The 24,649-nt window shown below is 66.3% G+C and carries 20 protein-coding genes and 1 tRNA gene; 5 read left to right on the top strand and 16 right to left on the bottom strand.

Going from position 1 to position 24,649, the window contains the following annotated elements:
* Window positions 1–143 precede the first annotated feature (143 nt).
* Together ACIPV5_RS06425 and ACIPV5_RS06420 are read right to left on the bottom strand one after the other, a co-directional pair.
* Window positions 144–2,786, bottom strand: a complete 2,643-nt coding sequence (locus ACIPV5_RS06425; protein WP_400340396.1) for a LuxR C-terminal-related transcriptional regulator — start codon at window positions 2,784–2,786, stop codon at window positions 144–146.
* Window positions 2,787–2,906: 120 nt separating this feature from the next.
* Complete coding sequence (locus ACIPV5_RS06420) at window positions 2,907–3,614, bottom strand: FadR/GntR family transcriptional regulator (RefSeq protein ID WP_400340394.1); 708 nt, start codon at window positions 3,612–3,614, stop codon at window positions 2,907–2,909.
* Window positions 3,615–3,752: 138 nt separating this feature from the next.
* On the opposite strand from ACIPV5_RS06420, the gene ACIPV5_RS06415 reads away from it, so the two are divergent.
* From ACIPV5_RS06415 to ACIPV5_RS06405, 3 genes are read left to right on the top strand one after another with little or no spacing between them, the layout of a single operon-like run.
* Complete coding sequence (locus tag ACIPV5_RS06415) at window positions 3,753–5,162, top strand: GntP family permease (protein WP_372984322.1); 1,410 nt, start codon at window positions 3,753–3,755, stop codon at window positions 5,160–5,162.
* Between the two features lie 10 nt (window positions 5,163–5,172).
* Window positions 5,173–5,688: a gluconokinase gene (locus ACIPV5_RS06410; RefSeq protein ID WP_372984381.1), complete on the top strand. Its 516-nt coding sequence runs from the start codon at window positions 5,173–5,175 to the stop codon at window positions 5,686–5,688.
* A gap of 31 nt (window positions 5,689–5,719) precedes the next feature.
* Entirely contained in the window at window positions 5,720–6,220 is a 501-nt protein-coding gene (locus ACIPV5_RS06405) for a hypothetical protein (RefSeq protein ID WP_400340393.1), read from the top strand.
* On the opposite strand, the gene ACIPV5_RS06400 is transcribed toward ACIPV5_RS06405, so the two are convergent.
* Genes ACIPV5_RS06400 through ACIPV5_RS06390 form a run of 3 tightly spaced genes read right to left on the bottom strand, consistent with a single transcriptional unit; the run spans window position 6,210 to window position 7,852 of the window.
* Window positions 6,210–6,683, bottom strand: a complete 474-nt coding sequence (locus ACIPV5_RS06400) for a heme-binding protein (RefSeq protein WP_400340391.1) — start codon at window positions 6,681–6,683, stop codon at window positions 6,210–6,212. The two genes, ACIPV5_RS06405 and ACIPV5_RS06400, sit on opposite strands and share 11 nt — an antisense overlap.
* A gap of 26 nt (window positions 6,684–6,709) precedes the next feature.
* Entirely contained in the window at window positions 6,710–7,573 is an 864-nt protein-coding gene (locus ACIPV5_RS06395; RefSeq protein ID WP_053098915.1) for an FHA domain-containing protein, read from the bottom strand.
* 12 nt (window positions 7,574–7,585) lie between these two features.
* Entirely contained in the window at window positions 7,586–7,852 is a 267-nt protein-coding gene (locus ACIPV5_RS06390) for a hypothetical protein (protein WP_053098914.1), read from the bottom strand.
* 218 nt (window positions 7,853–8,070) lie between these two features.
* Here ACIPV5_RS06390 and ACIPV5_RS06385 point away from each other — a divergent pair, with 218 nt between their 5' ends.
* The gene (locus ACIPV5_RS06385) at window positions 8,071–8,664 is read left to right on the top strand and encodes a fasciclin domain-containing protein (protein WP_056277191.1); all 594 of its coding nucleotides are present in this window, start codon (window positions 8,071–8,073) and stop codon (window positions 8,662–8,664) included.
* A 380-nt stretch (window positions 8,665–9,044) separates the two neighbouring features.
* Here ACIPV5_RS06385 and ACIPV5_RS06380 read toward each other — a convergent pair whose 3' ends face one another.
* The 7 genes from ACIPV5_RS06380 to ACIPV5_RS06350 form a co-directional block, all read right to left on the bottom strand.
* On the bottom strand, window positions 9,045–9,419 hold the full coding sequence (locus tag ACIPV5_RS06380) for a hypothetical protein (protein WP_400340388.1): 375 nt from the start codon (window positions 9,417–9,419) through the stop codon (window positions 9,045–9,047).
* A 54-nt stretch (window positions 9,420–9,473) separates the two neighbouring features.
* Window positions 9,474–10,448: a hypothetical protein gene (locus ACIPV5_RS06375; protein WP_400340386.1), complete on the bottom strand. Its 975-nt coding sequence runs from the start codon at window positions 10,446–10,448 to the stop codon at window positions 9,474–9,476.
* Window positions 10,445–11,053 (bottom strand): RNA polymerase sigma factor, encoded by a 609-nt coding sequence (locus ACIPV5_RS06370; protein ID WP_400340384.1) that lies wholly within the window; start codon window positions 11,051–11,053, stop codon window positions 10,445–10,447. Before ACIPV5_RS06370 ends, ACIPV5_RS06375 begins: the two co-directional genes overlap by 4 nt.
* A 26-nt stretch (window positions 11,054–11,079) precedes the next feature.
* Complete coding sequence (locus ACIPV5_RS06365; protein ID WP_150115158.1) at window positions 11,080–11,532, bottom strand: hypothetical protein; 453 nt, start codon at window positions 11,530–11,532, stop codon at window positions 11,080–11,082.
* A 343-nt stretch (window positions 11,533–11,875) separates the two neighbouring features.
* Window positions 11,876–12,094, bottom strand: a complete 219-nt coding sequence (locus tag ACIPV5_RS06360) for a hypothetical protein (protein WP_400340382.1) — start codon at window positions 12,092–12,094, stop codon at window positions 11,876–11,878.
* A gap of 284 nt (window positions 12,095–12,378) precedes the next feature.
* Window positions 12,379–12,463: transfer RNA gene (locus ACIPV5_RS06355), tRNA-Tyr, on the bottom strand.
* An 86-nt stretch (window positions 12,464–12,549) separates the two neighbouring features.
* Entirely contained in the window at window positions 12,550–13,479 is a 930-nt protein-coding gene (locus ACIPV5_RS06350) for a carbohydrate kinase family protein (RefSeq protein WP_400340380.1), read from the bottom strand.
* An 85-nt stretch (window positions 13,480–13,564) separates the two neighbouring features.
* Between ACIPV5_RS06350 and ACIPV5_RS06345 the strand changes: the two genes are divergently transcribed.
* Entirely contained in the window at window positions 13,565–14,155 is a 591-nt protein-coding gene (locus ACIPV5_RS06345) for a hypothetical protein (RefSeq protein WP_053098903.1), read from the top strand.
* 91 nt (window positions 14,156–14,246) lie between these two features.
* Here ACIPV5_RS06345 and rpoC read toward each other — a convergent pair whose 3' ends face one another.
* The 4 genes from rpoC to ACIPV5_RS06325 all read right to left on the bottom strand — a co-directional run bounded on the left by rpoC (window position 14,247) and on the right by ACIPV5_RS06325 (window position 24,642).
* On the bottom strand, window positions 14,247–18,122 hold the full coding sequence (rpoC, locus tag ACIPV5_RS06340; RefSeq protein WP_053098902.1) for a DNA-directed RNA polymerase subunit beta': 3,876 nt from the start codon (window positions 18,120–18,122) through the stop codon (window positions 14,247–14,249).
* 85 nt (window positions 18,123–18,207) lie between these two features.
* The gene (locus ACIPV5_RS06335; RefSeq protein ID WP_053098901.1) at window positions 18,208–21,711 is read right to left on the bottom strand and encodes a DNA-directed RNA polymerase subunit beta; all 3,504 of its coding nucleotides are present in this window, start codon (window positions 21,709–21,711) and stop codon (window positions 18,208–18,210) included.
* Window positions 21,712–21,979: 268 nt separating this feature from the next.
* The gene (locus ACIPV5_RS06330) at window positions 21,980–23,680 is read right to left on the bottom strand and encodes an ABC transporter ATP-binding protein (protein WP_400340377.1); all 1,701 of its coding nucleotides are present in this window, start codon (window positions 23,678–23,680) and stop codon (window positions 21,980–21,982) included.
* Complete coding sequence (locus ACIPV5_RS06325) at window positions 23,677–24,642, bottom strand: ABC transporter permease (RefSeq protein ID WP_053098899.1); 966 nt, start codon at window positions 24,640–24,642, stop codon at window positions 23,677–23,679. Before ACIPV5_RS06325 ends, ACIPV5_RS06330 begins: the two co-directional genes overlap by 4 nt.
* Window positions 24,643–24,649: the final 7 nt, after the last annotated feature.

The following is a 24,649-nucleotide window of genomic DNA, read 5'->3' as shown; positions in this document are numbered from 1 at the left end:
CGACCCCGACGCGCCCGCACCTATCGTGAACACAGGTCGACGAGAGCACGAACCCCCAGGTTCACCCCTCCCACGCTCCCGACTCTGAGGCGCACCGCGCGTCACCCGAACTCGGGGTGCGCCTCGATCGACCGGTCAGTCGCTCAGTCCTCGAGCAGCCCCAGCTCTGCGGCGCGCAGAAGAGCCTGCTCCCTGTTCGACGCACCGAGCTTGCGATACGCGCTGCGACGTTGGACCTTCACCGTGTTCGGTGAGACGAAGAGTGCCGCGGCGAGCGCGTCGGTGGACGACGTCGTCCGCAGCTCTCGCATCACCGCGAGTTCTCTCGACGTGAGCCTGACCGGGGGCGGCAGCGCCGGGAACGGGCATCCGTCCGAGGCGCGCGCGAGATAGGAGTCGAGGAATTCCTGCTCGGTCGGCGCGCACAGTTCGCGCACCTCGCTCAGCACGTCACCGGCGAAGAGCGCGAGCGGAGCCTGAGAGCGCTGCTCTCGCATCACGGCGACGGCGCGAGACATCGCGCGGGCAGACGCCTCACGCCTGCCCAACCGTGCTGCCGCGGCTGAGGACGTGATGGCTGCGAGGCAGAGCCGGTCGAGGTCCGGGTCGCGTTCGGCCTGGGCGACCTCGGCCGCGGCGTAGGAACGCGCGTCGTCACCGGTGAGGAGCGCGACGAACGCCTCGACGGCGAGCCGAGCCGGATCATCGCCGGGGAGCCCTGCCGCAGTCCGTCGGGCCGCCGTCTGGTCGCCGAGCGCCAGCGACGCCATCGCCTGCGCGACAGTCAGCCGGGACGATCCGTAGTCGGAGACCGCCGAGTTCACGCCCCGTCCGAGCGAATGGGCGATGGCCAGCGATGCCTCGGCCGCGCGCCCCTCGCGCACCTCGATCTCGCTCTGAACGCAGACGAGGTAGGGCCAGAGCTCCGTCGTTCCCAGGTGGTGTGCGATCGAATCCGTACGGCGTCTGGCCTCGTCGAGATCGAGCGCCGCGACGGCGATGACGGCGTGGGCGATCTGCTCCAGTATCCCGAACTGCTCCGATCGCCAGGCGGGCGGCGGATCGACGCCGTCGATCTCGTCGAGGACCCGCCGCGCATCGGACAGCCGTCCCCGCAGGGCGTATACGCCGGCGAGAGTCGCAGCGCAGTGATACCAGCCGCCGTCGTCATCGGGCATCCGCAGACCGACACCGTCTTCGAGGATCATGACGGTATGCGCGACCTGAATCGTCATGCCGAGCTCCAGGACCTCGATGGCATCCGAGATCCGACCCAGCTGAAAGAAGCTGAGCCCGCAGTTGCTGAGCAGCAGCGCCGCGAATCCGGTGCACTCCGCACGCTGCTCGGCATCCATCGTGTGGAAGACCTGAACAACCAGATCGGCGGACATCCCGGATCGCCGGAACTGCCCGGCGAACCGCTCGGCCAGCGCCTTCGCGCTGAGCATCCAGAACCGCTCGACGGGGTCATCGTCGACGCCCCGGCGGCCGAGTGACAGCGCGGCGCCCTGGAAATAGGCGAACGCGCGCAGCCGTTGACCGAGACGCAGCAGGACCAAAGCCAGCAGCATGCCGAGCAGCGGATGACGCGCGAGCACGAGAGGATTCTCGCGACGCAGCAGCGTCTCGACTTCGCGCGGACTCGACCGGGAGAGGATGAACCAGGACTTGCGCCCGAGGCGCACCGCGAGGACGTAGTCCCTCGCTCTCATCGCGTTGGTCAGCGCCTCGAGATGGCGGCCGTGCTCGGAAGCCCACAGCGCGACTGTTCGGCGGATCGGTGCCACGGCGTCGAGTGGCCGCTGATCGAGTCGGCGCGCGAGCGCTTCGCGCAGCAGCGGGGTGTAGACGAACCCGAGACCGTCATCCGCCGGTTCCCACATGCCCAGTCCGTAGAGCTCGGCCCGATCGAGGTGCTCGTCCCCGCCATCCGGCCAGCCGAGACGCCGGACGATCTCGCGCGTCACTCTCCCCGGCACCGAAGTCCGAAGCAGGAACTCCTGGAAGTCGGCCGGAGCATCCGGACCGATCAGGCTGGCCATCAGAGCATCAGCGAGCCCTTGCACCTCGACGGCGGCGATCTCGACCGGGTCCCGATGGGTCGCGAGAGCAAGGCCCAACGCCCGGGCTGCGAGGGGCAGTGCGCTCTCCTCACCGAGCGGATGCGGGGGGAGCGCCTGACCGGATACGCGTTCCACCACCGCCCGAGCCTCGTCACACGTGAAGAAGAGATGCGCGGGTCCGACGACGCACACGTCCGCGGACGCGAGCATCTGCAGCGTCCGCGTCACCGTCGAGCGGCGCGTCGCCACGACGATCCGCAGGAGCGGTGCGGCGTCGAGAAGATCGAGAGCCCGCCCGAGAAGCGACCGCTCATCGGCCCGCTCCGCATTGTCGATCAGTAGGACGCACGGTCGATTCAGGTCGCCGAGCAGGCGCCCGAGTTCGCCGCCCGGATCCCGGACGCTGTCGAACCCACGCAGCGCCGAGCGAGCGGTGCTCCGATCAGCGATCAAGTCCTGGACGATGACCTTGGTCAGGATCTCGCGAAGCATGAGGTGCTCGTTCGTGACGCTCTCGTCGAACCCGAGTCGCACCGCAGCAGCCGCTCGTTCTTCCTGCATCGTCGCCCACTGGCTCAGCAGAACCGACTTCCCACCTCCGGCGGGGCCGCTGATGACGGTCAGGGCATGCCCTCGATCGAAGATCTCCGTCAGCCGCGGACGATCGAGCATGTGCAGGGGAAGACGCGCGCCGCGCGCACGTCCGCCTGTCCCCTGCTCCATCGCCGGCCTCCCCCGAGAACGCGAAACTCTCCGCGATCCGATCGTAGGTCTGCGAACGATTCCGGAATACTGCGAAAGCCGACGTATACCGAGATATCGGCTGAGTATGCGGCTCTTCGGCTATTCGGCAGCGCGCTGCATCGCCTCGTCGGCCTCCATGACGATGCTCCGCATCGCTGACGCGGCGGCATCGGCATCTCCGCCCGCAACCGCGAACGCGACATCCCGATGCCACTGCACAGCGCTCTGATTGGCCACGTGCGGCATGAGGTCATGCGCCGTGCGCCCCCTGAGCACTGCCTCGACCATGCCGCCCAGAGCGGCGAGCATCCGATTGCCGGACGAATCCAGCAGAAGACGGTGAAGCCTGATGTCCGCGCTGAGGTAGCGCTCTCGGTCGGCCTCGTGGTCCTCCTCGCTCATCGCGACGACGAGTGAGACGAGCTCGACCTTCTGTTCCGACGTCGCGTTCACCGCAGCGAGTCGTGCAGCGAGCGGTTCGATCACGGAACGGAGCTGGCTGAGCTCCCGAAGCTGCTCATCGCGACCGGGGCCCGCGAGTCGCCACGCGATCACCTCGGGCGCGTAGACGTTCCAATCGGCGCGCGGCCGCACCTCGACACCCGATTTCCGCCGCACCCAGACAAGACCGAAGGACTCGAGGACCCGCACCGCCTCACGGGCGGCGGAGCGGGACACTCCCCGCTCCTGAGCGAGCTCCACCGTCAGCATCCGCGAGCCCGGGGGGTGCTCGCCGTCGACGATCGCGCGACCGAGCTCGGCGACGAGCGAGTCGTGGACAGGGCTTGCAGGGCCGGCGACGGTCATATGTCGAGTATGCCCGCCACAGGGTCGTTGACGTGGGACGTCTCAGGCGATTGTTTCGGTTATGTTGCGCATGACGTGGTATGCGTGCTTATTATGTACGGCATAAGGTCGTAAACCACGCCCGGATCAAGGAAGCTCATGGCACTCTTCACCCCCGCCGCCGACGCGCTCATGACGGCAGTCGCCGACACGGCAGCCCCTGACCGCCCCGCCGGTCAGCTGATCACCGCCGCAGTGCTCGGGATCGCGATCATCATCGTCCTCATCACGTGGGTGAAGCTGCATCCCTTCCTGTCGCTCACCATCGGCGCGCTCGCCACCGGCGCGATCGCCGGCATGGACATCGCGGCATCGGTCACCAGCTTCTCGACCGGATTCGGCACCACGATGGGCGGGGTGGGAATCCTGATCGCCCTCGGTGCCATCTACGGAAAGCTCCTCGCCGACTCGGGTGGTGCCGACCGCATCGTCGATACGCTCGTCAGCCGTGCCAGCGCACGGTCGCTGCCGTGGGTCATGGGACTCATCGGTGCGGTCATCGGTCTCCCGATGTTCTTCGAGGTCGGCCTCGTGCTCCTCGTGCCGGTCATCATCCTCGTCGCACGGCGCTCCGGGGCGCCACTCATGCGCATCGCGATCCCGACGCTCGCCGGCCTCTCGGCCATGCACGGCCTCGTGCCGCCGCACCCGGGCCCGCTCGCCGCGATCGACGCGCTCGGAGCCAACCTCGGCCTCACCCTCGCCTTCGGTGTGATCGTCGCGATCCCCGCCGTGATCATCTCTGGGCCGCTGTTCGCCCGCTTCGCCGAGCGCTGGGTCGACGTCCCGGTCCCCGAGCTGTTCGTGACGGACGAGGACGAGGGCATCGAGCAGCGTCGCCGCCCGTCGTTCGGCGCGACGCTCTTCAGCATCCTGCTCCCCGTGTTCCTCATGCTCGCCAAGGCCGTCGCCGACATCTCGGCCGCAGGCTCCGACGCCCCGTGGAAGGTCGCGCTCGACTTCCTCGGCACGCCGGTCATCGCCCTGCTCATCGCCGTGCTCGCCGGATTCTTCATCCTCGGCCGCGGCGCCGGATTCGACCGCACGAAGATCAACGACATCGTCGGCTCGTCGCTCGGCCCGATCGCCGGCATCCTGCTGATCGTCGGCGCGGGTGGCGGATTCAAGCAGGTGCTGGTCGACACCGGCATCGGCAACGTGATCGCCCAGTTCGTCTCCGGGTCGTCCGTCTCCGTGCTGATCCTCGCGTGGCTGGTCGCCGTGGTCATCCGCATCGCCACGGGATCCGCGACCGTCGCGACGATCACCGCCGCCGGCATCCTGCAGCCGCTCACCGAGACCCTCGACTCCCCCATGGTCGCGCTGCTGGTGCTGGCGATCGGCTCGGGCTCGGTGTTCCTGTCGCATGTCAATGATGCGGGTTTCTGGCTCATCAAGGAGTACTTCGGCCTCAGCATCCCGCAGACTCTGAAGTCATGGACAGTACTCGAATGCCTCATCTCCGTCACCGGTCTCGCCGGCGTCCTCGTCCTGAGCATGTTCGTCTGAACGCGCCATGATGTCCGTCAACGCACCCGTCCTCGTCTTCATGGGCGTCGCCAGCACCGGAAAGTCGACCGTGGCAGCGATGCTCGCCGGCCGTCTCGGCTGGGCGTTCGAAGAGGGCGACGACCTGCATCCCGAGGCGAACGTCGCCAAGATGGCTGCCGGCCACGCTCTGAACGACGAGGACCGCTGGCCCTGGCTCGACCGCATCGCCGAGTGGATCGATGAGCGCATCGACGCCGGCGAGCCCGGCATCGTGACCTGCTCCGCCCTGCGACGCAGCTACCGCGACGTGCTTCGCCGGGATGCGGTCACGTTCGTGCACTTCGCCGGCGAGCGCGAGCTGATCCTCGAGCGGATGCTGCGCCGCCAGGGGCACTTCATGCCCGCCACACTGCTCGACTCGCAGTTCGCGACGCTCGAGCCCCTGGAGGCGGACGAGCGGGCCATCGAGATCGACATCGCTCTGACGCCGGCTGAGCAGGCCGCTCAGATCGCGTCACGGCTGCGGTTGCACCCGGACTACTGAGACGATGCCTCGGCCCGCGACACTCTGAGTCATGAAGAACTCGATGCGGCGCGCTGTGCGGATCCTGGTCGCGGCGACGACGGTCAGCGTCGGGCTGACTGGCTGCTCGCCCTCCTCCGGCGGAACTCAGCCTGCGAACGATGCGTCGACTGCGGAGACGACCCTTGGCGCCGGTTCGGTCAGCGACGCCCCTCGTGCGAGCCCTCTCAGCTGTGATGGCGTGGCTGTGATGTTGACGGTCGATCCGCTGTCAGCCACCGCCGGGCAGACGGTCTCCGTGTCAGTGCATCCCCCCGAGTGCCTCGACGAGCTCTGGGCGGGCGAGGTGATCATCCGCTCCCCCGAGGGCGATCTGCGCACCGGTTCACGTCTCGAGGTCGGAGCGACCTCGGTGTCGGTCGAGGTGCCGCCCGATCTCACGGGGACGCCGATGCTGATGCTCGTACCCGATCTCGATTGCGAGCGATCAGGTGCGACCGGCGACTGCCACTATCCATACGCGGAGATCGAGATCCGCGCCGCTACTCCGTGAGCAGACCCAGCCCTGCGATCCCCTCGACGACCAGGTCGTGGTCGTCCGATGACGCAAGTCCCGACACCGTCGCGACCGCGACGACACCCACACCGTCGACGCGGATCGGCACCGACCCACCCGCGACCGCGTAGACGACCGGATCGAGCCATCCCGGCTCGTACATGTCCCGGCCGCCATTCTCGATGCGCGCTTCGAGCAGGGCAGTGCTGGTCTCGAACCTGAGAGCGGTCGCCGCCTTCTTCGCCGCCCATGCGTCGTTGTCGGCCGTCGCGCCCGGCAGAGATGCGTGGAAGAGGACCCCTGACGGGGTGCGCACGTCCACCGCGACCGGGTGACCCTCGGCCAATGCCCGTTCTGCGATCGAGCGACCCAGCTCCCATGCGTCCCTGCGGTCGAAGCGGCGCAGGACGAGTTCGACGTGCTCCTTCTCGAGCTGCGCGATCCGTGTCTGGTCACTCATGTCCGGTACCTCTCGTGTGCGTCTGTTCAGCCGAGTTCCCCCGACCCGTACGGTCGAATCGGCTGCTGCCTCTGGAAGGCGTACTCGCCACCCTGACGCCCTCCGAAGGGGCGTCCGTGATCGGCGAACTCCTCACGATAGAACGCCAGCCGCCAGGATCCGATCTCGATCCGCGATCCGGTGCGCAGAATCCGGGCATCCTCCGAGCTGTGCGGCAGATTGGGCCGCCCGCCGCCGGTGGGGGCGTACGAATACAGGACGTACTCGTCGTCCTCGTTGTGGCGGACTTCGGCGTGCAGCGCCTCCACTCCCTCGAGCCGCAGGTCGGCGTCCTTGCCCGAGCCGATCGTCGTCCGTCCGGGAAGGAGATCGAACTCACGCGGCCTGGTGCTGTTCCAGTCGCCGTTCCCGACCGCGAAGATCAGCCGTGGTCGACCGGATCCGGGAAGGTAGTGGGTGGTCGTCACCCGCCGCGGCACCCGACGTGCCAACGTGGGAACGAGGGGGAAGAGAGTGGGCGGCGGGGCGGGGAGGCGGAACCGGCTGCCATCGTCCCGGTGCTTCACCTCCGAGAGCAGCGCCGACAGATGTCCGAGCCTGATGTGCGACGACCCGGCGATCGCACGGCCGACAGGCCCTGACCTGACGTCGCCGAGCTGGAGCAGAGTCCCCTTCGGCCCTTCCACACGCACGCTGAGGCCTCGTCGCGACAAGGCATCGGCGAGAGGTGCCAGCTGCGTGAGCTCGCGGCGACCCATGCCGGTGAGGCCCGCAGTGGACTCGAACGAGATGACGACCTCCCGACCCGCGGCACGCACCGTGAAGCGAGTCGGAGATGCGCCGTCCGAAGCGACGTGCTCGACCTTCAGGTCGATATCGAGACGGATCATGGTGGCAGGCCGTCAGGCCGGCCGGCTCTCGCCGGACTCGCTGTCGCTGGTCGTCACGCGCAGCGTGCCGTTGAACTTCCACGTCGCGCGAGGCGCATCCGGCCCGATATCCCGAGGGACTTCCACGGTCATGTCCTCGAACGTGTAGTTGACCGCCGCTCCGCGACCGGTCAGATAGGCCCACATCTCTCGGCCGAGATCCGTCCAGTCCGTGATCGATGCTCCACTCGGCCCCGAGGCCTCGGAGAACAGTTCGGACGTTTCCTTCTCATCACTCATGGGGTGCTCCTTCGCTGGTGCCCGGTGGTGTTGAAGCGATTATGCGCGCCCCCGATCACTCTGTCCATATGTTTTTGAATACAGTCCAGAAACTGTCTTCCGCTCTCCGAGGCAGCTCAGAGAAACTTCGCGGCCGGTGCATCCAAACGGTGGTGACCAGCGGAATAACCCTGTGTCACGACCCTCGCCGTGACTCCGATCGACAATGGAGTTGAACGATGACTGGAAAGATCCGCGCCTCCCTCGCAGGGGTGGCCGCACTCGCCCTCGTCCTGACCGCCGCGCCCGCACAGGCCGCAGAGACAGCACGCCCCTCGGGGAACATCGTCGATGTTCTCGTCACCGCCTCAGGAGGAGGCGCTCCAGACCGAAACGCCAACGACTACGACCTGCTCGTCCAGGCGGTGCTCGCCACCGGCCTCGACAGCACGCTCGCAGATCCGGCGGGAACGTTCACCGTCTTCACTCCGAACGATCGAGCCTTCCTGCGGCTGGTGTCCGACCTGACGGGCACCGCACCCGCATCCGAGGCGGCGGCACTGACCACGCTCACGACCGCCTTCACCACCGACCAGATCGCCGACATCCTGCTGTACCACGTCGTCGCGGGCAAGAAGCTGGGCCCGATCAAGGTCATCACGTCGAAGTCGCTCACCATGGCCAACGGCGGGGTCGTCCGGCCGCGCGGCGTCTTCTTGCGTGACGAGAGCCCCACCCTGCGGGACCCGGCCCTGGTGCTGTGGCGGGTGAACATCACCGCGAACAATGGAGTGATCCACACGATCGATCGCGTCCTGGTTCCTGCGATGTGAGCACGCCGTGAAAGAGAAACGCCCCCGAGGACGGGGGCGTTTCTCCGGCTCGTGGATCTCGTGATCGAGAACGACGAACAGGTGGTGGGGTTTTCCCGTATCTCCTCCCCGAGTCCTACCCTTTATAGGGATCGGGGCCCGCGATTCCTCGCGTTTCCCACGCGTTCCTTTCGCGATTCCCACGGATACCCCCGACTGCCCTACTCCTGCTTGAGGTGCCAGCGGGCGAAACTCAGGATTCGGCCGCGGCGCCGTCGTCCTCAGGTTCTGGCTCTCCCCAGGGCTGCAGCGCGAGGGCCGCAGCGATGGCACGGTCTCGGGCGGCCGTCCACCTCGCCGCTTCTTGCGACCCGAACGATGTCGCGACATCGCGGAGCTTGTCACCGACCAGAACGCAGGCCGCGCTCACCATCGCGGTCTTCGTCGGACAAGGAACGCAGCGCGGTCTCGATGACTGAGGCCATGTGTTGGCTCTGCTGCTCCAGGTTGTCGAAATGCAATTCTGTTCCCCGGGCACCGTGGAGGATCGCAGCTTGGATGACAGGGTCGTTGAATCGGTCGAAGTTCGCAGGCGACAGGACATGGCCGAACCCGGGCTGTTCGAACAGTGAGAACTCGGCGTCTTTTGAGTGACGTGCGCGATGCAGCACCGACGAGATGGTGAAGTACACCTCCGCGTGACTGGCGGTCGTCATGTCGCCGATCTCGGGCTCCCAGAACGCGAAGTTCGGATTGAGAGTCATCGGCAGCACCATGCCCGAAGTCCCGTAGTTGCTCGGTAGGAAACCGGACCGGTCACCGAGAGGCGCCTAATTGGCGTCCCAGAGTGTGTATCCAATGACGCCAGCGGGGATGAAATCCTGAGCAGCCGTCAGCTCGTTCTCCATGCCGACGATCCGGCCGGTGTCGCGGGAGATGAGAACCGTGTCTTGGTAGGTCGTTGCCGGGTCCGCGACGCGCAATCCGATGACATCGCGCCCCAGTCGGTCCGTTGACTCGCCCAGGACGGTGACACCACCGGCCTCGACCAGCCGGTCGATGAGGATGTTGTGCTGCTCATTCGTCAAGGTCCAATAGCTCAACAGCCGGCCGATGACGACGAGGACCTCGCCCGATGATGAGGACTCCGTCGCGCCGAGGCTGGTGAGTGCCTTGTCCATCGACTCGCGAGACCCGTCATTCAGGTTCATCACATCGGCGGGGATCTTCAGATCCTGTGGTGCCGTCACCAGCTGTGTGATGGTGTCACCCGGTTGATACGGGCTCTCCTCGATGCCTTCGGGTCGCACACCGGCTGGCCAGTGAGATTCCCCGGCGATGATGGTGCTGCGGGACCCGGTCTCGGGCGCCCACTCGAATGTGACCCTCTGGGGCACAGACTCGACGCGTTCTTTCGCCAGGTCGATACTCCACCCCCACACGAGCGAGGAGACTCGACGTTCCTGGACCACGCTCACCGTCGACCCGAGGCGCTCCTTCGCCTCCTGCACGACTGTCGCAAGCGGCTGAGCGTTGTCATACTGCAACGGCGGAGGTGTGAGCGCTGTGGCCCGTTGGGCCGGTGCGAGAACGTTGGTCGCGACGATCACAATGGCCACGATGGCCGCCACTGCGACGGCAAAGCGCCCCCACGCCCATCCTCGCCGTTGTCGCGCGGGGGCGTACGTGCCTCGGATGATGCTCTCGCGCACAGCGATGGCCTGAACACTGAGCTCGTCAGCGGACGCCGTGGCGGGGTTGACAGCACGGAGCAGGCGGTCGATCTCGTCGTCAGGAATGTTCACGATCTCCGCTCCCTCGGTTCAAGCTGTGCCCGCAGTTTCGCTCGTGCGCGAGTGAGGGTCGTCCACACAGCCGCCTGACTGGAACGAAGGACATCGGCGATCTCTCCGGCGCTGAGCTCATCCCAGTAGGTGAGGACAACGACCTGTCGCTCTCGGGCGCTGAGCGACTTCATCGCCTGTTGCAGCGCCAACGCGTCCAGCGGATGGATGTTGTCAGCTGCGCTGCGCAGTCCGCGGGTGAGAGCTTCCATCGCCCGCGCGCGAGAGTGAGCCTTTCGGTCGACGTCACGTAGCTTGTTGTCGGCGGTGCGGATGAACCATCGCAAGCCCATCGGCTTCACCGCGTCCAACTTCCGCCATGCGATGACGAACACCTCAGCTGCGATCTCGTTGACCTCGTCGGAGTTGTCGAGGTAGCACTCGAGATGCCGGTGCACCTTCGGCCAGTACTCGTTGAACAGCGACCGGAAGACCACGGCCTTGTTCGGGGCCGGTGCACCTGCAGCAATATGTGTCGGGCCGAATGGGAAATCTTCAGCGACAGCGAAGACGACACGGAGTCCGTCCCCGAACCCCCATCGCATCACTGCAGCCGCCTCACTCATCGCACGTACCTTTCAGGCTATCCCGACTAAAGAGTGCAGAGGAGGTTCGTCGTGCCGGTTCCCACATCGGTTGAACTGTTCGGACCGGCGGTCCCGAGGACGGTCGCGGCGGAGTTGCGCGCGCGAACCAAACCAGAACTGCGCCCGTTAGCGATAGACCCGACTGACCGAAGCGCCGAGGTGTTCACGTTCGTGCAGATGGTGAACGTCAGTTTCGATCCGCTCATCCCGCTCCCGCTGTACGCGCAGTACGTGCCCGTGGCGCAGTTTCCCACTGCGCGGGCTGAGGTCGACTCGGTGGTGAGCGTCATCCCTAGTTCGGGCCACACCACCGTGGTGTCGCTGAGGGCGATACCGCCCGGCACCGCCTCCAGCGCATACTCGACATCGGGATGGAAGTCGTCGGACGCGTGCGCGACGGCGGGGCTCAAAGTCGCGGCGACGAGCACTGCGACAGCGACGCTGAGGATTCGTTTCATGATGCCTCCGAGGCAGGCGGGCGTGGACCGCGTACACACACGGGTCAGGGCGTGGGTGCGCCCGTAATTCAGTATCTGCCGAGGCGTGTCCGCAGCCGGTGGCTAGGAGGCGCCCTTGCAGCTGCCGCAGAATCCTTACAAACATTTTCGGAGGGTGTCACCCCGGACAACGGTCCAGAGAAGACCTGGGACGCCAATCCCCATCTCGACACGATGTTCTGTGAGAAAAGCCAGAATCGGATCCGCGGCGGCAACAAGGTTGCCTCGTCCGGTGAGTCGTTCGTCCAAGGCGAGCGCTGTGCTGCCTGCAAGCGTCAGCTTCGACGCACCGGGGACGCGGTCTTCAAGCCGGGAACCGAAACAGGCCTCCCGTGAGACGGTCCAGCTCCGCGTCGATCCCCTTCACGATGTCTCGTGTCTCCATGCTCTCGCCACGGAACGCGACCTCGAAGGCGCCGGTCAGTGCCAGGCTCCGAACCGCGCAGACGACGAAGCCGAACAGGAGTGCTCTCGTGGGAGTGAGGACACGCAGGTAGGGCAAGGCCGCCGGATCGATTTCCACCTCGACACCCTCCGCTTCATACACCTGCTACGTCGAGACTGAGCTCGCTTTGCGACGCTCTCGTCGTGCTTGTTGTCTCATCGGGTGAGCTGCCACTGCCCGACGGTCGCGCACAGTGCGACCCAGCCAGCCCAGGGACTTCTGGGCGGCCTGCCGACAGCTCACGCAAGAAGCAGAACTGGCACCGAAACGAGGAAAGCCCCCGGTATTCCCGGGGGCTTTCCTCGTTTGACCTGGCATTCTGAGATACGAGAACAAGATCCTCGAGATCCGGGAATACCCCATGGTGGCGAGTGAGGGATTCGAACCCCCGAATGCTGAGCAGTCTGATTTACAGTCAGATCCCTTTGGCCGCTTGGGTAACTCGCCAGAGCGCACCCGTCCGACTTCGACAGCCAACCGGGGGCACGATAGATAATCATACCTGCCGAGGGCAAGCGTGAGAAATCGAACGCTCAGCTGCCGAACACGCCGCGATCGGCGTCAGCGATCGACTCCGGAGTCCGCAGCAGGCCGCCCTCGGCCCGGCACGTCGCAGCGGCCACATCCATGGCTCGATCGAGCAGGTGCTGCCAGCCTTCCGCATCGGAGGGTGTCCCCTGAGCAAGGCCGGCCGCCACGGCCGCGAGAGTCGCATCTCCGGCTCCCACGGTGTCGACGACGCGACCGGGCAGCGTCGAGATGGGCGCCGTGACGATGCCGGCATCCGACTCGAGGGCTGCACCATCGGCGCCTGCGGTCGCGAGCACCGCGCTCACCCCGAGCGCGCGCAGCCGCGCCCTCAGCGCATCGAGATCGCCGTCATAGAGGAGAGCCGCATCATCGGCGCCGATCTTGACGATCGACGCTCCTGCGGCGGCGCGTTCGAAGCCCTGCACGAACTCGGCACCATCGCTCAGCATCCCCGACCGTGGGTTCGGGTCGACAGCGAGACGAGTGTCGCCGACGGCGTCGAGCAGTGCGTCGACCTCACCGGGCACGTCGAAGGGGAAGCAGCTGACGGCTACGAGATCCGAATCGGCGATCGCACGGACAGCCTCGTCGGAATAGCGGATGCTGCGCCGCTGCGCGGCCTCGTTGAACACGTAGACGGGCTCGCCGTCGGGACCACGCTGCACGATCGCCCGGGACGAGCCCAGCGGCGCCTCACCGGCGATCAGCCGCACGTCGTGATCGTCGAGGTACTCGCGAATGTGCGCCCCCGCTTCGTCGTCCCCGACCATCGCGATCAGGGTGGTCGGCACACCGAGCCTGCGAAGACCGACGGCGACGTTCAGTGCCGCGCCGCCGACCAGCTCACGCACCCCGCCGACGTCGTGGATCTCGTCGATCAGCGCGTCTCCGACGACGACTGCACCGGGCATACGGGAGGAATCATCACTCATTCCGCCGACACTACCGCGAGAGCGGCTTCCGCGGCGGTTCGGTCAGCCTCCCTGCACGGGCTGGGCACAGCGCTACGGTGAGCGCATGAACGCTCGAATCGCCGCCGGCGCTGCGGCTCTCCTGCTCCTCGCCGTGCTCACCGGCTGCGATCCGACCGGTTCGGGCACCACGCCGTCGAACGATTCCGCTGAACCGTCGTCGAGTCCGGGACCGGACGAATCGGAGAGCCCGTCGCCCTCCCCCACACCGACAGAGACTCCGATCGCTCTGCCGACCGACTGCAGGGCGATCCTCTCGGACGACGTGCTCGCACAGCTCGAGGGAGTGCCACTCAATGACGCGGCCTTCGGACCGTCCGGGGTCGGAGACGATGGCGAGCTCACCTGCATCTGGGCGGATCCGAGGGCGGACACCACCCGGCTGGTCACCACCATCTCCCTGATGAACCGAGGGCCGGCCCTCGACATGCTGAACGCTCTCGTGGCCGACGAGGGCTACACGTGCTTCACTCCCGACGGCGGCACGCGCTGCGAGAAGACCTGGCAGAACGAGCAGTACCCTGTCACCGACGGTCGCACCCTCTTCTGGCGGGACGACGTGCTGATCGACTCCCAGTACTCGAATCTCGCGCCCGAGGGATACACCTCGAGCATCGTGGCGCACCTCTTCGACTAATCCGTCCCCCTGTCCACGGCAGGCACCCCGGATCCGGGCACGAAGAAGGCCCCGGGCGAATCGCCCGGGGCCTTCTCACTCACTCACTCGATCAGTTGTACGTACCCGGCGTGATGTCGTCCGTCGAGAACGCGTCGAAGTCGACGTAACCGAAGTCGCCGTCGGCGTACGCACCGTCGGATGCGAAGATCCGGTTCGGGTAGCGCTCGCTCTTGGCTTCCTCCGTCGCCTCGACCGTGACGTCGCGGTACTTCGAGAGACCGGTTCCGGCGGGGATGAGCTTTCCGATGATGACGTTCTCCTTGAGACCGACCAGCGGGTCGCGCTTGCCCTCCATGGCGGCCTGCGTGAGAACGCGGGTCGTCTCCTGGAAGGAAGCGGCCGACAGCCACGACTCGGTCGCGAGCGACGCCTTCGTGATACCCATCAGCTCCGGACGGCCGGACGCGGGGCGCTTGCCCTCTGCCACAGCCTCGCGGTTGATCGCCTGGTAGCGCTTGAGGTCGACCATCTCACCCGGGAGCAGGGTCGTGTCGGCGTGATCGACGACGGTGACCTTGCGGAGCATCTGACGGACGATGACCTCGATGTGCTTGTCGTGGATCGGCACACCCTGCGAGCGGTAGACGCCCTGGACGCCGCCGACGAGGTAACGCTGCACCTCGCGGGCACCCATGACGCGCATGACCTCCTTGGGGTCGAGCGTTCCGACCAGGAGAGGCTGACCGACCGTGACGTGCTGACCGTCCTCGACCAGAAGCGTCGCACGCTTCAGGACCGGGTAGATCACTTCCTCGTCACCGTTGTCGGGCGTCAGGATGACCTTCTTGGCCTTGTCCGTCTCGTCGATCGTGATGCGGCCATCGGCCTCGGCGATCGGCGATGCGGCCTTCGGGGTGCGAGCCTCGAAGAGCTCCTGCACGCGGGGCAGACCCTGCGTGATGTCATCTGCCGATGCCGAACCACCGGTGTGGAACGTACGCATCGTCAGCTGGGTACCGGGCTCACCGATCGACTGTGCCGCGATGATGCCGACGGCCTCGCCGATGTCGACGGTCTTACCCGTCGCGAGCGAACGGCCGTAGCACTGCGCGCAGACACCGACGGCGGAGTCGCAGGTGAGGACCGAGCGCACCTTGATGCTCTCGACACCGAGACCGACCAGCTTGTCGATGAGAACGTCACCCACGTCGTCGCCGGCAGAGGCGAGGACCTCGCCCTTGCTGTCGACCACGTCGGAGGCCAGCGTACGAGCGAACACCGAGTTCTCGACGTTCGCGTCGCGCACGAGCTCACCCTGCGAGTTCGGAGCGGCGATCGGGAGCTCGAGGCCCTTCGACGTGCCGCAGTCCTCTTCGCGGATGATGACGTCCTGCGAGACATCCACCAGACGACGGGTCAGGTAACCCGAGTCGGCGGTACGCAGAGCGGTGTCGGCGAGACCCTTACGGGTACCGTGCGTCGCGATGAAGTACTCCGCAACCGACAGACCCTCGCGGTACGAGGAGATGATCGGACGCGGGATGATCTCACCCTTGGGGTTGTTCACCAGACCACGCATACCGGCGATGTTCCGGATCTGCAGCCAGTTACCACGAGCACCCGACGACACCATGCGGTTGATGGTGTTGTCCTCGGGGAAGTTGGCCTTCATCGCAGCCTGGACCTCGTCGGTCGCCTCGGTCCAGATCTTGATGAGCTCCTGACGACGCTCGACGTCGGTCGTGAGGCCCTTCTCGTACTGGGACTGGACCTTCGCGGCCTGCTTCTCGTAGCCCGCGACGATCTCAGCCTTGTTCGGCGGCGTGAGGATGTCGCTCAGGGCGACGGTCACACCCGAGCGCGTGGCCCAGTAGAAACCGGCGTCCTTGATGCGGTCCAGCGACGCAGCCGTCTCGACCTTGGGGTACTCCTCGGCCAGCTTGTTGACGATCTGCGACAGCTTGTTCTTGTCAGCCTGCTCGCGGACGAACGGGTATCCCTTGGGCAGCGTGTCGTTGAAGATCGCCTGACCGAGCGATGCGTCGACGAGACCGTGACGCTCGTAGCCCTCGGGAGCTTCGCCCTCGAGGAACGTGAGACCCGGGATGCGGATGCGGACCTTGGCCTGCAGGTCGAGGGTTCCCTCGTCCTTCGCCAGGATCGCCTCGCCCACCGAACCGAATGCACGACCCTCACCGGCTGCGCCCGCCTTGACCGTGGTCAGGTGGTGCAGACCGATGATCATGTCCTGCGAAGGCAGGGTGACCGGGCGTCCGTCGGACGGCTTCAGGATGTTGTTCGACGCGAGCATCAGCACGCGGGCCTCGGCCTGAGCCTCGACCGACAGCGGCAGGTGGACAGCCATCTGGTCACCGTCGAAGTCGGCGTTGAACGCCGCGCAGACGAGCGGGTGCAGCTGGATGGCCTTGCCCTCGACGAGCTGAGGCTCGAAGGCCTGGATGCCGAGACGGTGCAGCGTGGGCGCACGGTTGAGCAGCACCGGACGCTCGCGGATGATCTCCTCGAGCACGTCCCAGACCTCGGGACGCGTGCGCTCGACGGCGCGCTTGGCCGCCTTGATGTTCTGCGAGTGACCGAGGTCGATCAGGCGCTTGATGACGAACGGCTTGAAGAGCTCCAGCGCCATCTGCTTGGGCAGACCGCACTGGTGCAGCTTCAGCTGCGGACCGACGATGATGACCGAACGGCCCGAGTAGTCGACGCGCTTGCCGAGCAGGTTCTGGCGGAAACGACCCTGCTTACCCTTCAGCATGTCGCTGAGGGACTTCAGGGCACGGTTGCCGGTACCGGTGACGGGACGACCACGGCGACCGTTGTCGAACAGTGCGTCGACGGCCTCCTGCAGCATCCGCTTCTCGTTGTTGACGATGATCTCGGGAGCACCGAGGTCGATCAGACGACGAAGACGGTTGTTGCGGTTGATCACACGACGGTAGAGGTCGTTGAGGTCGGAGGTCGCGAAGCGGCCACCGTCGAGCTGCACCATCGGGCGCAGCTCCGGCGGGATCACCGGAACGACGTCGAGGACCATGGCGGCCGGGCTCATGCCGGTCTCCAGGAACGAGTTGACGACCTTCAGACGCTTGATCGCGCGGATCTTGCGCTGGCCCTTGCCCTCGGAGATCTGCAGGTGCAGGCTCTCCGCCTCGGCTGCCAGGTCGAACGCCGCGAGGCGACGCTGGATCGACTCGGCGCCCATGTAGGCCTCGAAGTACTGACCGAAGCGGTCCTGGAGCTCGTGGAAGACGTCGTCCTCGGGACGCAGTGCGCCGACCTCGAGCGTGCGGAAGTCCTCCCACACGCGCTCGAGCTTGGCGATCGCCTCGTCGGCACCCTTGCGGATGAGCGACATCTCCTTCTCGGCGGCGTCCTTGACCTTCTTCTTCGCGTCGGCCTTGGCGCCCTCCGCCTCGAGGGAAGCGAGCTCCTCCTCCAGGCGAGCCAGGCGCTCGGCGATCTTCGCGTCGCGGCGGTCTCCGAGCGTCTTCAGCTCGAGACGGATGTTGTTCTCCTGCGTGCCCAGGTCGCGGTGACGAGCATCCTCGTCGACCGAGATGACCATGTAGGCGGCGAAGTAGATGACCTTCTCGAGGTCCTTCGGCGCCATGTCGAGCAGGTACCCGAGACGCGAGGGAACACCCTTGAAGTACCAGATGTGGGTGACGGGAGCGGCGAGCTCGATGTGACCCATGCGCTCACGACGGACCGAGGACTTGGTGACCTCGACGCCGCAGCGCTCGCAGACGATGCCCTTGAAGCGGACACGCTTGTACTTGCCGCAGGCGCACTCCCAGTCGCGGGACGGGCCGAAGATCTGCTCTCCGAAGAGACCGTCCTTCTCCGGCTTCAGGGTGCGGTAGTTGATGGTTTCAGGCTTCTTGACCTCGCCGTAGGACCAGGCGCGGATGTGGTCCGCCGTGGCCAGGCCGATGCGAAGCTCATCGAAAGTGTTTGACTCGAGCACAAATTCTCCTGTGTAGGAATTCTTCTGAAGAAATCGGGGAGGTGGGCCGCCGACCGGGCGTGACGCGCGGTCGGCGGCCTGGACCTTAGATCTCGTCGATCGAGGCGGCCTCGAAGCGGCTGGAGATGTTGATGCCGAGTTCCTCCGCAGCGCGGAAGGCCTCGTCGTCGGTGTCACGCAGGTTGACGAGCGTGCCGTCTGCCGAGAGGACCTCGACGTTCAGGCAGAGCGACTGCATCTCCTTCATGAGCACCTTGAAGGACTCGGGTATGCCGGGCTCCTGGATGTTCTCGCCCTTGACGATCGCCTCGTACACCTTGACGCGGCCGAGGATGTCGTCGGACTTGATCGTGAGGAGCTCCTGGAGCGCGTATGCGGCGCCGTAGGCCTCGAGGGCCCACACCTCCATCTCACCGAATCGCTGGCCACCGAACTGCGCCTTACCACCGAGCGGCTGCTGGGTGATCATCGAGTACGGACCCGTCGAACGTGCGTGGATCTTGTCGTCGACCAGGTGGTGCAGCTTCAGGATGTACATGTAGCCCACCGAGATCGGCGCCGGGAACGGCTCACCGGAGCGGCCGTCGAACAGCTGCGTCTTTCCGGTCGAGTCGATCAGGCGGATGCCGTCACGGGTCGGGGTGGTCGCGTCGAGGAGACCGGAGATCTCCTCCTCGCTCGCACCGTCGAACACCGGGGTCGCGACCTTGGTGCCGGGGGCAGCCTCGAACGCGTCCTTGGGGAGTCGCGCAGCCCACTCCGGGGTGCCTTCGACCTTCCAGCCCTGCTTCGCGATCCACCCGAGGTGGGTCTCGAGCACCTGGCCGAAGTTCATTCGACCGGGGATGCCCAGCGGGTTCAGGACGATGTCGACCGGGGTTCCATCCGCGAGGAACGGCATGTCCTCGATCGGGAGGATCTTGGCGATGACACCCTTGTTGCCGTGACGACCGGCGAGCTTGTCACCCTCGGTGATCTTGCGCTTCTGGGCGATGTAGACCACGACGCGGCGGTTGACACCGGAGCCGAGCTCATCGTCGCCGTCCTCGGCGTTGAACTCCTTGACGGCGATGATCGTGCCCTGCTCGCCGTGGGGCACCTTGAGAGAGGTGTCACGGACTTCGCGGCTCTTCTCGTTGAAGATCGCGCGGAGCAGACGCTCTTCCGCCGACAGCTCGGTCTCGCCCTTCGGCGTGACCTTGCCGACGAGGATGTCGCCGGGGCGGACCTCGGCGCCGATGCGGATGATGCCGCGCTCGTCGAGATCCTTCAGGAGCTCAGGGCTGACGTTGGGGAGGTCACGGGTGATCTCCTCCTTGCCGAGCTTCGTGTCGCGCGCGTCGACCTCGTACTCCTCGATGTGGATCGAGGAGAGGGTGTCGTCCTTGACCAGGTCCTGGCTCAGGATGATCGCGTCCTCGAAGTTGTAGCCCTCCCACGTCATGAACGCGACGAGGAGGTTCTTTCCGAGTGCCAGTTCGCCGTTCTCGGTGGCGGGGCCATCGGCGATGACCTCTCCGACCTCGACGCGGTCGCCCTCGTTGACGACGACCTTCTGGTTGTACGACGTGCCCTGGTTCGAGCGATCGAACTTGCGCAGGTGGTAGTCCTGCGTTCCACCCTCGTCGAGCATGACGGTGACGCGGTCTGCGGAGACCTCGGTGACGACACCCGGCTTCTCAGCCGTGAGCACGTCGCCGGCGTCGATGGCCGTGTAGCCCTCCATACCGGTTCCGACGAGCGGCGAGTCGCTGCGGAGCAGCGGCACAGCCTGACGCTGCATGTTGGCGCCCATGAGTGCGCGCTGTGCGTCGTCATGCTCGAGGAAGGGCACGAGCGAGGTCGCGACCGACACCATCTGGCGCGGCGAGACGTCGATGTAGCCGATCTCCTCCGGAAGGAAGAGGTCCACCTCACCGCTACCGCCCTTGGGGCGCGCGAGGACGTGGCTCTCGCGGAAGCGACCGTTCTTGTCGAGCGGGGCGTTCGCCTGCGCGATGTTGAAGTCGACCTCTTCGGAAGCGGTCAGGTAATCGATGTGCTCGGTGACGACGCCACCCTCGACCTTGCGGTACGGGGTCTCGATGAAACCGAACGAGTTGATGCGCGCGAACGTCGCGAGAGCACCGATCAGACCGATGTTCGGGCCTTCAGGGGTCTCGATGGGGCACATGCGGCCGTAGTGCGACGGGTGGACGTCACGGACCTCGACGCCTGCGCGGTCACGGCTCAGACCACCGGGGCCGAGAGCCGAGAGGCGGCGCTTGTTGGTCAGACCCGCGAGCGGGTTGTTCTGGTCCATGAACTGCGACAGCTGCGAGGTTCCGAAGAACTCCTTGATCGCGGCGACGACGGGGCGCACGTTGATCAGGGTCTGCGGCGTGATCGCCTCGATGTCCTGCGTGGTCATGCGCTCGCGGACGACGCGCTCCATGCGGGACAGACCGGTGCGGACCTGGTTCTGGATCAGCTCGCCGACCGCGCGGATGCGACGGTTGCCGAAGTTGTCGATGTCATCGGTCGCGATGCGGATGTCGGCCTTCTTGCCCGAGCGGATGCCGGGGAAGGTCTCTTCCGTGCCTGCGTGCAGACGCACGAGGTACTTGATCGTCGCGACGATGTCCTGAACCGTGAGGACCGAGTCGGTCAGCGGAGCGTCGAGACCGAGCTTGTGGTTGATCTTGTAACGACCCACCTTCGCGAGGTCGTAGCGCTTCGGGTTGAAGTAGAAGTTGTCGAGGAGCGCGCGGGCGGCCTCGGCGGCGACCTGCTCGCCCGGACGCAGCTTGCGGTAGATGTCGCGGAGCGCATCTTCCTTCGTGACGATCGTGTCCTTCGCGAGCGTCTCCTCGATCGAGGTGTAGCCGGCGAACTCCGTGAGGATCTCCTCGCTGGTCATGCCCAGCGCCTTGAGGAACACGGTGACCGACTGCTTGCGCTTGCGGTCGACGCGCACGCCGACCTGGTCGCGCTTGTCGATCTCGAACTCGAGCCATGCACCACGGCTCGGGATGACGCGAGCCGACACGATGTCCTTGTCGGACGTCTTGTCGGGGGTCTTGTCGAAGTACACACCGGGCGAACGCACGAGCTGCGAGACGACGACGCGCTCGGAGCCGTTGATGATGAACGTTCCCTTGTCGGTCTGCAGCGGGAAGTCGCCCATGAAGACCGTCTGGGTCTTGATCTCACCCGTGAGGTGGTTCATGAACTCGGCCTCGACGTACAGCGGAGCGGCGTACGTCTTGCCGCGCTCCTTGCACTCCTCGATCGAGTACTTCTCCGGCTCGAGGTAAGGGTTGGTGAACGACAGCTGCATCGTCTCGCCGAGGTCCTCGATCGGAGAGATCTCCTCGAAGATCTCGCCGAGACCGCTGTTCTCGTTCACGTCGGTGCGGCCGGCCTTCTTGGCCTCTGCGACTCGAGCCTTCCAGGCGTCGTTGCCGACGAGCCATCCGAAGGATTCCGTCTGCAGAGCGAGAAGGTCAGGGACCGTCAGCGTGTCGGAGATCTTGGCGAACGAAAGACGGGAAGCTCCGCGTCCGTTCTTGGTGGTGGTGGATGTGGATGCGTTGCGAGCAGCAGCCAAGGGAATAACCTCCGTGAGCCCCGCAGGGCTTCTCGATTCCTTTGTCGTCAGGTGGAGTATGCGCTCAAAGACTCAACGAAATGCCGACCACCATATGAGGGCACGGAGAAGCGAGCGCAACTACCAACTATACGCGCGATCTTGCGACATGGCAAGCGCAATCCTTGACCTTCTTCGGATGCTGCGGTAATGGCACCCGGAAGCGTCGTCCGTCGACCCGGTGCGCCCGCCCCGGAGCTCGCGCTCGGGGCGGGACGCATCGTCGTCGTCAGGAGGCGATGTTGAGTTCGTTCCCCGGGATCGACGCCAGCAGACGTCGCGTGTACGGGTCTCGAGGATTTGTGAAGATCTCCTCCGAGGATGCCGCCTCGACGAGCGAGCCGTCCTTCATCACGCACACGTAGTCGCTGATCAGCCGGACCACGGCGAGGTCGTGGGAGATGAAGAGATAGCTGAGTCCGTACTCGGTCTGCAGGTCGCCCAGCAGGTTCAGGATCTGATCCTGCACGAGGACGTCGAGCGCTGACACGGGTTCGTCGCACACGATCAGCTCGGGCGAGAGCGCGAGCGCACGGGCGATCGCGACACGCTGACGCTGACCGCCGGACAGCTCGGACGGATACCGGCGCAGCATCGACTGCGGCAGCGCCACGTCGTCGAGCAGCTGCCGGACGCGCTTGCGCCGATCGGCGCCGCTCCCCCGCTTGTAGAAGTCCAGCGGCTCGGAGATGAGGCGCTCGATGGTGAACATCGGATTCAGGCTCGAGTACGGATCCTGGAAGATCGGCTGCACCTTCTGCCGGAAGTCCCGGGTCTCCGCACGGGTGAGCGAGGAGACGTCCTTGCCCTCGTAGCGGATGAGACCGCTCGTCGGCTCGATGATCTTCAGCAGCATCCGCGCGGTCGTCGTCTTGCCCGAACCGGACTCGCCCACGATCGCCACCGTCTCGCCGCGCGGGATGGCGAGCGACATGTCGTCCACGGCGACGAAGTCCTCTTTCTGCCCACGGACCGGATAGACCTTGGTGAGGTTCTCGATCTCGACGATGTTGTCCGCTGTCGGCAGGGCGAGCGCGCTCGAGGCGTCCTCGGCTGCGTTCGGATCGGACGGACGCTCCTCGGCGTGGAACGCCTCCGGGCGCAGACGCGCGGCGGCCACCGACGGCGCCGCCTGCACGAGCGACTGCGTGTAGGGGTGCTGCGGATTCTCGAGGATCTGCTTCGCCGGCCCCTGCTCGACCACCTTGCCGCGGTGCATCACGATGACGCGCTCGGCACGCTCGGCCGCGAGTCCCAGATCGTGCGTGATGAGCAGCACGGCGGTGCCGAGCTCGCGCGTCATGTCGCCGATCTGGTCGAGGATCGTCTGCTGCACCGTCACGTCGAGCGCGCTCGTCGGCTCGTCCGCGATCAGCAGGCGCGGTTTGCACGCCAGGCCGATCGCGATCAGCGCGCGCTGGCGCATGCCGCCGGAGAACTCGTGCGGGTACTGCTTCGCGCGCTTCTCGGGATCCGGCAGTCCGGCGGCTGTCAGCGCCTCGACGACCTTCTGCTGCACGTTCTGCCTGGTGGCGAGTCCGTGGGCGAGCAGGGTCTCGGCAACCTGGGTGCCGATCTTCGCGACCGGATTCAGGTTCGACATGGGGTCCTGCGGCACGAGGCCGATGTCGCGCCCGCGGATGGTGCGCAGCTCGCTCTCGGGAGCGCGGGTGATGTCCTTGCCGTCGAGGCGGATGCTGCCGCCGGCCACGCGCCCGCCACCGGCGAGCAGGCCGATGATGGCCATGGCAGTCGTCGACTTGCCCGACCCGGACTCCCCCACGATCGCGACGGTCTGGCCCGGCGCGATCTCGAGGTCGACTCCCTCGACGGCGTGCACGACGCCGTCCATGGTGGCGAAGTCGACCGCCAGCCCTTCGACGGACAGCAGCGGAGCGTCCGTGGTCCGTGTCTCTTTCGCAGCGTTCATCGTGCTCTCGTCCTCGGGTCCATGGCCTCGCGCAGGGCTTCACCGAACAGGGTGAAGCCGAGCGCGGTGACCGCGATGCAGATGCCGGGCAGGAATGCCAGCCATGGCGCGATGGCCAGCTCAGCCTGCGCGTAGGTGAGCATGCGGCCCCACTCGGCCGTCTCGGGGCGACCGCCGCCGAGACCGAGGAACGACAGCGCCGCCGCATCGATCACCGCCGTCGCGAGCGTGAGCGTGCCCTGCACGATGACAGGTCCGATGGCGTTCGGCAGCACGTGCGACATGGTGATCTGCCCGCGACCGAGCCCCAGCGTCTGGGCCGAGAGCACGTAGTCGCTCGATCGCTGCTGCAGCATCGACGCCCGCAGGAGGCGGGCGAAGATCGGAACCTGGGATGCTCCGATGGCGATCATCACCGCGAAGGGCGTCTGGCCCAGGATCGCGGCGATCGAGACCGCCAGCAGCAGGTTCGGCACCGACAGGATGATGTCGACGATGCGCATGATGAGGGTGTCGACCCATCCGCCGAACGTGCCGGCGAGGAGTCCGAGGATCATTCCGCCGACCAGACCGAGCGCGGTCGAGATCACACCGATCAGCAGCGACGCCTGCGCGCCCCAGATGAGCTTGGAGAGCACATCGCCGCCGAAGCGGTCGAGCCCGAGGGGGAACTCCGGCAGCTCCCCCGGACCGGGGATGTGCGTCGGCGTGATGTACTTCGCGCCGGGCAACGCCGTCTCGGGGTACGGGGCGAGCAATGGCGCGAGCACCGAGACGAGGACGAACACCAGCACGATGCCGGCGCCGATCCAGGCCGTCGGGTTGCGGCGGAGGCGGCGGAACACGTCGCGCCAGAACCCCCCGGGCCCCTCTTTGAGGCCGGCCTGATTCACGGCGACCGTGTCGACGACCGAGCCGCTCGCCGCGGACGGTCCCTGCGCGGGTGGGAGCGAGATGGTCATGACGCCA

Source organism: Microbacterium sp. NPDC090014, assembly GCF_044748285.1.
Taxonomy (GTDB): domain Bacteria; phylum Actinomycetota; class Actinomycetes; order Actinomycetales; family Microbacteriaceae; genus Microbacterium.
The sequence above is the reverse complement of the archived record's forward strand: the minus strand, read 5'-3'. Positions and strand labels throughout refer to the sequence as shown.